This window comes from Paracraurococcus ruber (assembly GCF_004353985.1).
In the GTDB taxonomy this organism is placed as follows: domain Bacteria; phylum Pseudomonadota; class Alphaproteobacteria; order Acetobacterales; family Acetobacteraceae; genus Paracraurococcus; species Paracraurococcus ruber.
Window position 1 is genome coordinate 1 of sequence record NZ_SMOA01000210.1, and the last position, 9,584, is coordinate 9,584.

The 9,584-nt window shown below is 69.2% G+C and carries 10 protein-coding genes; 4 read left to right on the forward strand and 6 right to left on the reverse strand.

Features of this window, described 5'->3' with window-relative positions; all coding sequences use genetic code 11:
* Positions 1-184 precede the first annotated feature (184 nt).
* The 4 genes from E2C05_RS35495 to E2C05_RS34330 all read left to right on the forward strand — a co-directional run bounded on the left by E2C05_RS35495 (position 185) and on the right by E2C05_RS34330 (position 2,159).
* Positions 185-364, forward strand: coding sequence for a helix-turn-helix domain-containing transcriptional regulator (locus E2C05_RS35495; RefSeq protein WP_369127895.1), 180 nt, complete (start codon positions 185-187; stop codon positions 362-364).
* 187 nt (positions 365-551) lie between these two features.
* Positions 552-1,100, forward strand: coding sequence for an RNA 2'-phosphotransferase (locus E2C05_RS24310; RefSeq protein WP_133222233.1), 549 nt, complete (start codon positions 552-554; stop codon positions 1,098-1,100).
* Between the two features lie 145 nt (positions 1,101-1,245).
* Positions 1,246-1,524: a hypothetical protein gene (locus tag E2C05_RS24315; protein WP_133222234.1), complete on the forward strand. Its 279-nt coding sequence runs from the start codon at positions 1,246-1,248 to the stop codon at positions 1,522-1,524.
* Entirely contained in the window at positions 1,521-2,159 is a 639-nt protein-coding gene (locus E2C05_RS34330) for a hypothetical protein (RefSeq protein WP_205083036.1), read from the forward strand. Before E2C05_RS24315 ends, E2C05_RS34330 begins: the two co-directional genes overlap by 4 nt.
* Before the next feature lie 91 nt (positions 2,160-2,250).
* On the opposite strand, the gene istB is transcribed toward E2C05_RS34330, so the two are convergent.
* The 6 genes from istB to E2C05_RS24350 form a co-directional block, all read right to left on the reverse strand.
* Entirely contained in the window at positions 2,251-3,030 is a 780-nt protein-coding gene (istB, locus tag E2C05_RS24325; RefSeq protein ID WP_133222236.1) for an IS21-like element helper ATPase IstB, read from the reverse strand.
* Positions 3,027-4,073 (reverse strand): IS21 family transposase, encoded by a 1,047-nt coding sequence (istA, locus tag E2C05_RS24330; RefSeq protein ID WP_133222237.1) that lies wholly within the window; start codon positions 4,071-4,073, stop codon positions 3,027-3,029. Before istA ends, istB begins: the two co-directional genes overlap by 4 nt.
* Positions 4,074-4,282: 209 nt before the next feature.
* Positions 4,283-6,148 (reverse strand): sensor domain-containing diguanylate cyclase, encoded by a 1,866-nt coding sequence (locus tag E2C05_RS24335; protein WP_133222238.1) that lies wholly within the window; start codon positions 6,146-6,148, stop codon positions 4,283-4,285.
* Between the two features lie 267 nt (positions 6,149-6,415).
* Positions 6,416-7,060, reverse strand: coding sequence for a response regulator transcription factor (locus tag E2C05_RS24340; RefSeq protein WP_338045184.1), 645 nt, complete (start codon positions 7,058-7,060; stop codon positions 6,416-6,418).
* Entirely contained in the window at positions 7,057-9,054 is a 1,998-nt protein-coding gene (locus E2C05_RS24345) for a PAS domain S-box protein (protein WP_133222239.1), read from the reverse strand. Before E2C05_RS24345 ends, E2C05_RS24340 begins: the two co-directional genes overlap by 4 nt.
* 63 nt (positions 9,055-9,117) lie before the next feature.
* Positions 9,118-9,441, reverse strand: a complete 324-nt coding sequence (locus E2C05_RS24350) for a PAS domain-containing protein (RefSeq protein WP_133222240.1) — start codon at positions 9,439-9,441, stop codon at positions 9,118-9,120.
* Positions 9,442-9,584 lie beyond the last annotated feature (143 nt).

The window sequence follows — 9,584 nt, forward strand, 5'->3', positions numbered from 1 at the left end:
CTGCTGCGGTCATACCGACCGCGGTTCTCCGGCGTCCACATCCCGCCAAATCGCGCACCACCCGCCGCAACCCGCCAGTCACAACCGATTCAGATGACTCACCATGTTCCCGGATGGACACATAGAGACCAAGCCCTTCGATCTCGCAGAGTACCTCGACAACTAGGAGAGCCGTCTGGAATACTTGCGGCGATCCTTCGCCAGCGACGACCCGGCGGACATCGCCGAGGGCCTCGGTACCGTAGCCCGCGCCATCGGCATGAGCCGGATCTCCAGCGAGACCGGGCTCGCCCGGCCGGCGCTCTACCTGGCGATTACCGGGGGACGGCAAACCCGTCGCTCGCCAGGGTGGCGAAGATACTGAGCCGCATGAGGTTGCGGCTCACCGTCGAACCGGCCTGCTCCGATGCCACCTGAGCGGGTAGGGCACCCCCGCGACGATTGAGTCACCCCGATGAAGCTTGCGGGAAGCGGGATTATGCCAGCCAAAACAGACTGGCTGACTTGATTGGCGTTGCGCGGCGCTGCCATGTACCGGAGGGAGACCCTCCATGTCGGACTCGAATTTCAAGCGGGCCAGCAAGTTCATCGCTTTGGTCTTGCGCCATAAGCCGGAAGTGGCCGGCCTGACGCTTGATGCTGAGGGTTGGGCACCAGTCGATCCATTACTGCGCAGCCTCGACGCATCTGGACGCCCGCTGTCCCGATCAGAACTCGTAGCCCTCGTCGCGGCGGACGAAAAGGGCCGCTACGCTTTCTCACCCGACGGCGAGCGTATTAGGGCGCAGCAGGGCCACAGCGTGGCAGTAGACCTCAAGCTTACGGCCGCCTCGCCGCCTTCGAAACTCTACCACGGCACGGTCCGGGGTGCGCTTGCCGCCATTCTTGCCGAGGGGCTGAGCAAGATGGGGAGAAACCACGTCCACCTGTCGCCCGACATCGAAACCGCTACAAAAGTTGGTGCCCGTCGGGGCAAGCCCGCAATCCTCGAAGTGGACGCGGCGGCGATGGCAGCCGACGGTCATGTCTTCTTTCGTAGCGAGAACGGGGTGTGGCTTACTGAGGCGGTACCGCCCAGCTATCTGCTGCGCCATCGATAAGACCTTATCGAAGTGCGGCATGCCAGAGGCCTACGATTATGGCAGCACTTTCTGACTTGCGGGAAAAGCGGGTTACCGCAAGCCAGAAGCCGCTCCGCGGGCGCGCCGCCGTGCTATCCTGGCTGCCAGCACAGCGGGCAGGGGCATGCCGGACAGCGTAAAGCGGGAGCATCAGGCCGAACGGCTCCAGGCCATCCGCTTGCGGTTCACCATCAACACCTATCTCGAGGACCAGGGCATCACCACGCCGGCGGCGATCGGCGCCGCCACTGGCCTGCCGCCCGCCGAGGCTGCCCGGCTGCTCTCTCGTCGGCAGTGGCGCGAGGGCGACGTCACCGCCCTGAAAGCCGTCGCCGCGCATCTCGGCCTGGCGGTGTCGCTGGAGGGCCTTGATCCCTGGGCGGAGAAGGGCAGGGGGCGATGAGCGGGGACCTGGTGCCGGCGCCGGCCGTCGCGGAGCGGCCCACGCCAAAGGGCAAGCGGGCGCTGCGCGACGCCCTCGGCTACATCGCCTGCGCCGCCGCCGCCGAGACCCGCCGCGCCTATGCCGGCGACTGGCGCCATTTCGGCGGGTGGTGCCAGCAGACCGGCCTAGCGCCGCTGCCCGCCACCCCGGCCACCATCGCCGCCTACCTCGCCGCCCATGCCGACATCCACGCCCTGGCGACGCTGCGCCGGCGCCTCGCCGCCATCGCCCGGGCACACCGCGAGGCCCGGCACGCCTTCGACAGCCGTGACCCCGCCATCCGCAACGCACTCCGCGGCATCGCCCGCGAGCATACGCGTCCGGCCCGGCAGGCGGCGGCACTCACCACCGCCGAGCTCCGTACCGCAGCCTGGTCCACACCTGCGGGTCCGACCTCGCCGGGCTGCGCGACCGCGCCCTGCTGCTCGGCTATGCCGGGGCGCTGGAGGTGCTGCTGCCGCGCTTCAAAGGCGACCAGGAGGGCGAGGGACAGCGCATCTCCATCAGCCGTGGCAAGGCGCGCGAGCCCTGCCCAGTGCGCGCCATCGAGGACTGGCTGCGGGCAGCGGAGATCCGCTGTCAACGCCGCTTGAAATCTGACCCACATCGTCTTGGTCCGCCGGTCGAAACCTGACCCACCTGATGCCCGGGGGTGGGGCGAGCCCCACCCCCGGGCGGCGCCGTTCAGCGGCCCTCCTTCTTCGCCATCACTCCGGCCCGCCGCTTGTCCTTCAACCGGTAGCTCTCGCCGCTGATCTGCACGACGGTCGCGTGGTGCAGCAGGCGGTCGAGCATGGCCGCCGTCAGCACCGCCTCGCCCGCGAAGGCCTGGTCCCAGCTGCCGAAGGTCAGGTTCGAGGTGAGGATCATGGCGCCGCGCTCGTAGCGCTTGCTCACCACCTGGAAGAACAGGTTGGCCTGCTCGCGGCCCATCGGCAGGTAGCCGATCTCGTCGATGATCAGCAGGCGGTAGATGTTTACCGCCCGGTGCAGCACCTCCTTCAGCCGTCCCTGCCGCTGCGCTGTCTCCAGCAGCAGCACGAGGTCGGCTGCGGTGGTGAAGCGCACCTTCCAGCCGCGCTGGGTGGCGAGGTAGCCGAGCGCGATGGCCAGGTGCGTCTTGCCGACGCCGCTGGGCCCGAGGAAGACCACGTTCTCGGCCCGCTCGACGAAGGCGAGGCTGGCTAACTCGGTGATCTGCTGGCGCGGCGCGCCGGTGGCGAAGCCGAAGTCGTAGCCGTCCAGCGTCTTGATCGCCGGGAACCCCGCGGTGCGGGCGAACATCTCCCGCGCCCTGGTCCGGCGCACCTCGCGCTCGCCCCGCAGGACCTCCTCAAGGAAGTCGCCGAAGGAGGCATCGCGGGCCGCCGCGGCCTGGGCGGCAGCGACGTAGAGGTCCGGCACCGCCGCCAGGCGCAGTTCGGCGCAGAGCTCGCCGAGGCGCTCATGCTGCGTCCCGGTCATGGCGCCGCCCCCGGCAGGCCAGGCGCGACGAACAGCGCGTCGTAGAGGGCCAGCGGGTGCTGCAGCCCGGCGACCGGCGGCCGCGCCGGTGGCGGCGCCTCCGCCACACGGCGGGGCAGCTGGCCGCCGTAGGGCGGCGGGATGGGGCCGAGCGCCGGACGCTCCGCCTCCAGCCGGTCGGCAGGCACCTCGCCGGTCGTGGCGTGCACTCGCGCATTCGCCACCTCGCGCAGCCAGCGACCCACCGCCAGGTTCGCCGCCGCCTGGTCCACTACCAACCCCTCGGCCGCCATCCGGCTCGCCAGCGGCAGCCAGAAACTGCCCCGGAGGTAGCGGATGAAGCGTTCCACCTTGCCCTTGCTCTGCGCCCGATAGGGCTGGCACAGCCGCGGCCGGAAGCCGCAATGCCCGGCGAAGTCGAGGAAGCCGGGCTGGAAGCGGTGCCGTCCGCGGCCATAGCGGTTCCGCTCCAGCACCACGGTGCGCATGTTGTCGTACAGCACCTCCCACGGCACCCCGCCGAAGGCCAGGAAGGCGTGCTCGTGGCAGGCCAGCAGCGTCTCCAGCCGCTCGTCACCGACGAACTCGACATAGGCCGCCCGGCTCCAGCCCAGCGTGGCGACGAACACCGACAGCCGGTCGGCGCCCCGCCGGATCACCGCCCAGTCCACCTGCATCTGCTCGCCGGGCGCGGTCTCGAACCGCACCACCGGCTCGGGCGCCGTCACCGGCCGCAGCCGGGCGAGATGCTCCTTGAGGATGCTGTAGCCGCCTGCATAGCCGCGCTCCCGCAGCTCCCGCAGCAGCACCGTCGCCTCGAGCCGCTCCGGCGCCGCCGTGGCGAGACGTTCGGCAATGTAGCTCTCGAACGCCGACAGCTTTCCAGACCGCGGTGGCCGCGATCGGTACCGCGCCGCCTCCGGATCCCGCAGGTAGCGCCGCACCGTGTTCCGCGAGACGCCCACCTCCCGCGCGATCTCCCGCACGCCCTTGCCGTGCTTGGCCAATACCCGGATCTCCAATGCCAGCTCTCCCCCAAGCATCCGGGCCCCCGTCGCAGTGACAGGGCACCCTAGAACCTGGGTCAGCTTTCAACCGGCGACCGGGTCAGTTTCACTCCGGCGGCTACACCGCTACGGGCCGGTGTTCCGCGGCGTGACCCGGCACGGCACCGTCGAGCCGGGCTGCCTCTCCTTTGTCGACGCAGCCAAAGGGGCACAGGACGCCGTGATACAGCAGCCCTCGCCAGATCTCAGGCTTCTTGCTGCATCTTCACCGGCTGGCCTCTGGTCTGATCGGCAAGCCTGCACATGGCATGCACCACGCGGTTCCTGCCCGCCTGCTTCGCGGCGTAGAGGCACCGATCCGCTGTCCCGGTCAGGTCGGTCGCGCATTCGGCTGCTCCTGCGATGCCGAACAGGACCGTCGCTGCGCCGACGCTGACGGTCACCGCGCCACCCGTGCCACCGTCCGGATGCGCCAGCGCCAGCCTCTCCACGGCGGCGCGTAGCCGCTCGGCGACCTCGGTCGCACCCTGCGCATCGGTGTTCGGGAGCAGCATCACGAACTCCTCGCCGCCATAGCGGGCCACCACGTCACCCGCTCGGCGGACGACGCTGCGCAACGACGCGGCGATCTGCTGCAGGCACCAGTCGCCATGCTGGTGACCTCGGCTGTCGTTCAACGCCTTAAACCGGTCGACATCGATCAGCAGAAGCGAAACTGATCCTCCGGCCCGCCGGCAGCGCCGCCACTCCTGCTCCAGAGCCGCATCGAAGCTCCGCCTGTTCGGGATGCTCGTGAGGCCATCGATCCAAGCAAGCTCAACCAAGTGCTGCTCCGCCACCTTCCGCTCGGAGATGTCGCGCGAGATGGCGACGATACCATCGGGCTCACCAGTCCGCGGGTCGTACACCGTCCTGACCGATGATTCGACCCATACCCAGCGACCCTCGGCGTGACGCACCCGATAGGTCAGCATCGCCTCTTCGGTCTTGCCACGATGCAGGGACATGATCGCCGAGGCCACGCCATCGAGGTCGTCAGAATGAATCGCTTCCTGCGGTCGTCGTCCGACCAGATCCTGGGGTGCGCGACCCAGCAGCCGAACCGCGGCAGGCGACACGTAACGTCGAATATCGTCTGGACCGATGCGTGACACCATGTCGGTGCTGTGCTCGGCCAAGAGCCGGAAGCCTGCCTCGCTCTCGGTAAGGGCCGCTTCTGCCCGCTGACGCTGCTGCAGCTCGCGGTACAACAGCCAGGCCATCCCGCAGGCCAGGGCGACCAGGGCTACCGTGCCCAGCCCGGCACGTGTCGTCTGCCGCCACCAACCCGCCTCAAGATCGTCGACCGCATGGGAGATGATCAGCCGCATTGGGGCACCAGGGACCTGCGCGAACGCGTGGAAGCGCTCGACATGGTCGATGGTCGATCTCCCGATGAAGGTGCCGGTCGATGCTGCCACCGACTGGCGGAACACCTTGCTGTGCGAGACTTCGCTGCCCACCACGGCCGCCTGGTAGGGTGCGCGCATCATCAGCGTTCCGTCCTCATGGACCAGGGTCATGCTGTCGCGCGGACCGAGGCGCACCGCCTCGAATTTGGTCCGGATTGGAGCCAGTCGCACCGTTCCGATCGCCACACCGTCGAAGCTCCCATCGGCGGCCGGCACGCGGCGACTGACGGCGAAGACAGCCTGCGCGCTGACGCGGCTACGGAAGGCACTTCCAACCAGCACCGCGTCGCTGGCCTTGTCGCGGTGAAGCGTGAAGTACTCGCGATCCGCGAAATTTCCAAAAACCGGGGGGCCAGCGCCGCCTGATGCGACGACATCGCCATGTCGGTCGAGCAGGAAGATCCGGCCCAGCTCGGGTGCCGACGCGGCCCGGTCGAACAGCACGCGATCACGTGCCGCGGGCGGCAGTTCCATGACATCGGAAAGCCGGCTGTAATCGACCACAGCCTGCAGCGAGAGGTCGAGGCTACCGATGGTCCGGCCGATGTCGTCGGCCATGGCCTGGGCCAGGTTCTGGGCGCCCTGGCCGGCGCGTTCCCAGCGCTCCTGGCGTGCCTCAATGAGGGTGAAGGCGAGCAGGCAACAGAAGGCCAGGGACACGCAACCTGTGGCAGCCCACACATGCCATCCGGAGATCTGCCGCGGTCGCCTCACCACACGTCACCCTTGGTCTGGAGATGACGTCGGTTCTAGACACCACTCCACGTCCAGCGGTCCCGACGGTGCCTCCAGTTGGGGTCGTAATTCTGCGGTATCGTCCGGAGCTGGTCGCGGCCCTGAGCACTACCATACAAGACGGGCTCGGGAGGAAACGCCCGCACGTCGGACAGGGCAACGCCGGGACCATCCGACGTTGCCCTGCGGTGGTCACACAGCCGGGACGGCACACTTCCCAGGAGGAGTTTCGTCGTCCAGGCCCGCCGTTATGGCCAGGCGCACTGCTTCGGCGAAGCTGCGGCATCCGAGCTTGTCCATGATCGCGGCGCGGTAGGTCTCGACCGTGCGGGTGCTGAGGCCGAGTTCATGCGCGACCACCTTGTTCGGTTGGCCGGCGACCAGGCCCTTCAGCACCTGCCGCTCCCGCGGCGACAAGGCGTTCACCCTCTCGCGGGCACGGCCCTGCGCGGGATCATCGGATCGACGGGTGCTGGCCCGGGCGACGGCGTCCAGCAGGCGCTCGGGCGTGAAAGGCTTCTCGATGAAGTCGATGGCGCCCGCCTGCATGGCGCGAACGGCGAGCGGGATGTCGCCATGGCCGGTGATGACCACCACAGGAGGCACCTCGCCCGCGCGGCGGAGGCGCTCGATCAGGGTGATGCCGTCGATGCCGTCGCCGAGCCGCATGTCGACCAGGATGCAGGACGTGCCACGCGGCACGCCGTCTGCAAGAAAAGCCTCGGCGCTGGCATACTCGGCGGCACTGCGGCCCTCGGCCGCCAGCAGGCAGGCAATCGAATCGCGCATGTCGTCATCGTCCTCGACGATGACGACATGTCCAGGCACACCTCTCACGCTGACATCTCCATGGGTTTGGCTGCCGCCTCGCCATCGGCGAGGCGCGGCAGGGTGAAAGCGAAGGTCATCCCGCCGCCCGGCACTGGCCGCGCGGTGATGCGGCCGCCATGCGCCTCTACAATGGCGCGGCAGATCGAGAGACCGACGCCCATTCCCCCCGGCTTGCTGGAGTGGAAGGTCTCGAACAGGCGGGCGGCGTTCTCGGGCGGCATGCCCGGCCCGGTATCGGTCACCGAGACCTCGACTTGGCTTTCGGCGTTGAGACCGACGCTCACGGTGAGACATTGCTCGCGCAGACCGGGCTGGTCGCGCATCGCCTCGATCGCGTTGCGGACCAGGTTGACCACCACCTGCTGGATCTGCACCCGGTCCAGCACAGCCAGCCCGACAGCGGGATCAGCTGTGACGACGGGTGCCTGCAGCCCTGCCTCGGGCGTACCCAGCAACACCATCTCCACGGCCTCCCTGACCACCTCTGAGACCGGCTCGGCCGCACGGCGTGGCTCGCGGCTGCCAAGGAAATCCTTGAGGCGCTGCAGGACACTGCCGGCGCGCAGAATCTGTGATCCCGCCCGGTCGAGCATTCGGACCATTCGTGCGCGGCCAGCCGGGTCGAGAGGGTGGCCGTCGGGTCCGCCGAATAGCCGCACCGCCGTGCCGAGGTAGTTGCTCGCGGCGCCGAGTGGCTGGTTCAGCTCGTGGGCGATGCCGCTGGCCATCGCGGCGATGGTGACGCGCCGCGCCATCTGCTGGAGTGTCCGCTCTGCCTCATACCTGCGCGCTTCGCTCAGGCGCAACCGCGCCTCGGCCTGCTTCGATGCGGTCAGGTCGATCAGTACGCCGAGCCCACGCAAGGGGCGCCCCGCCGGACCGCGCTCAATGCGGGCGCGGGAGATCAACCAGCGCTCGCCGCCCTCGGGCGCCGGCGCGGCGGCGCGGAAGGTTGCATCGTAGGGGGCTTCGTCTTCAACGGCCCGGCGCCAAGCCTCGGCCGCGCCCGCCCGGTCGGCCGGGTGGATGCTGTCGGCCCAGCTCTCCCCCGTGCCGTCCAGGCGGTCGATGCCGAGCAGGGCGGCAGCCTCGGGCGACCATTCGCCCCTGTCTGCGACCAGATCCAGCTCCCAGGTGCCGATGCCGGTGCCGGTGGTGGCCAGACGCAGCCGTGCCTCACTCTGCCAGCGCGCCACCTCGGCGGCCTTCCGGCCGGCAATGTCCTGGACGACCGAGATGAAGTGCAGCGGCGCGCCCTCGGCGTCGTGGCACAGCGACACGGTGAGCTCGATCCACAGCACCGCGCCGTCCTTGCGGATGTAGCGCTTCTCCATGCTGTAGGAGGCGATCTCGCCCCCAAGCACTTGGCGGACATAGGCGAGATCGGCATCGAGATCGTCGGGATGGGTGATGTCCTGGAAGCTCAGCGCGAGCAACTCAGCCTCCGAGTAGCCGAGCATGGCGCAGAGCCGGCCATTCACCCGCAGCCAGGTGCCGCCGAGCCCGACATGGGCAATGCCGACCGCCGCCTGGTCGAAGGTGTCGCGGAACCGCGCCTCGCTGTCGGCCAGTGCCGCAGCCGCCTGGATCCGCTCCACCTCCGCCTCTTGCGCCGCGGTGACGTCGTGGATGGTGCCCATCATGCGGACCGCGCGCCGGCCGGCCGGGGCGTGCCGCTCCTGCTCGAAGAAGGCACGCCCCATGGCGCGGAGCCAGCGCACGCCGCCAGGGATCGTCACCCGGTAGGTGCAGCAGATCTCATCCTGCGGCTCGGTGGGATCGAGCGCCCGGGCAAGCTCCGCAATGACTCCCGGCCGGTCCTCGGGCCGGATGAGGGCTGCCCAGACGTCGCGGTTCACCGCCATCTGGTACGGCGCATCGTGCAGTGCGCGGCAGCGATCGTCCCAGTCGAGGCTGCCCTCGGCAGCTCCCGCCTCCCAGCTCCAGGTGCCGAGTTCGGCCGCCTGCAACGCGAGGCGGAGCCGCTCCTTGGTGCGCATTATCTCGGTGACATCGTGCCTGACCCCGACGATGCCGAGCAGCCGGCCGGACCCCGGCTCCCGCTAGGGTGCCCGGCTGGTGCGGAAGACACGCGGCATTGCTCCCGCCGTGACGGGCAGGACCTCCTCGGTGGTGCTGGCCGCCTGTCTGCATAGGGCCGCGCGGTCCCGGGCCATGAGGCTGTCCGCCGCTGCCGGCCAGAGATCAGCGTCGGTGAGGCCGATCAGGCCATCGCCCGTGCGACCCAGCATCGCCGTGGCCGCGCCGTTGGCCAGCACGTAGCGGCCGTCGAGATCCTTGACGAAGACAGCGTCGGACGTGGCGTCGAGGACGGAGCGCAGCAACGTTCCTTCCTCCTCCGCCAGGTCGGCCTGCTGGCGCAACATGCTGGCTGCCCATTCGACGGAGCGTACGCGTCGTGTTCGCCCCACCTAGCGAAACGCCTTAGCCTTGGTGCCGTGTCGTCGGTCTCTGACTGACGGAGGCGAGGATGGAGGTGGATGCGGAGGTCACGAGTACTCATACGACT

Excerpts from the sequence above, each read along its gene's own strand:
- E2C05_RS24310 (WP_133222233.1), top strand. The coding sequence starts at position 552 with ATGTCGGACTCGAATTTCAAGCGGGCCAGCAAGTTCATCGCTTTGGTC.
- E2C05_RS24315 (WP_133222234.1), top strand. The coding sequence starts at position 1,246 with ATGCCGGACAGCGTAAAGCGGGAGCATCAGGCCGAACGGCTCCAGGCC.
- E2C05_RS34330 (WP_205083036.1), top strand. The coding sequence starts at position 1,521 with ATGAGCGGGGACCTGGTGCCGGCGCCGGCCGTCGCGGAGCGGCCCACG.
- istB (WP_133222236.1), bottom strand. The coding sequence starts at position 3,030 with ATGACCGGGACGCAGCATGAGCGCCTCGGCGAGCTCTGCGCCGAACTG.
- istA (WP_133222237.1), bottom strand. The coding sequence starts at position 4,073 with ATGCTTGGGGGAGAGCTGGCATTGGAGATCCGGGTATTGGCCAAGCAC.
- E2C05_RS24345 (WP_133222239.1), bottom strand. The coding sequence starts at position 9,054 with ATGCGCACCAAGGAGCGGCTCCGCCTCGCGTTGCAGGCGGCCGAACTC.
- E2C05_RS24350 (WP_133222240.1), bottom strand. The coding sequence starts at position 9,441 with ATGTTGCGCCAGCAGGCCGACCTGGCGGAGGAGGAAGGAACGTTGCTG.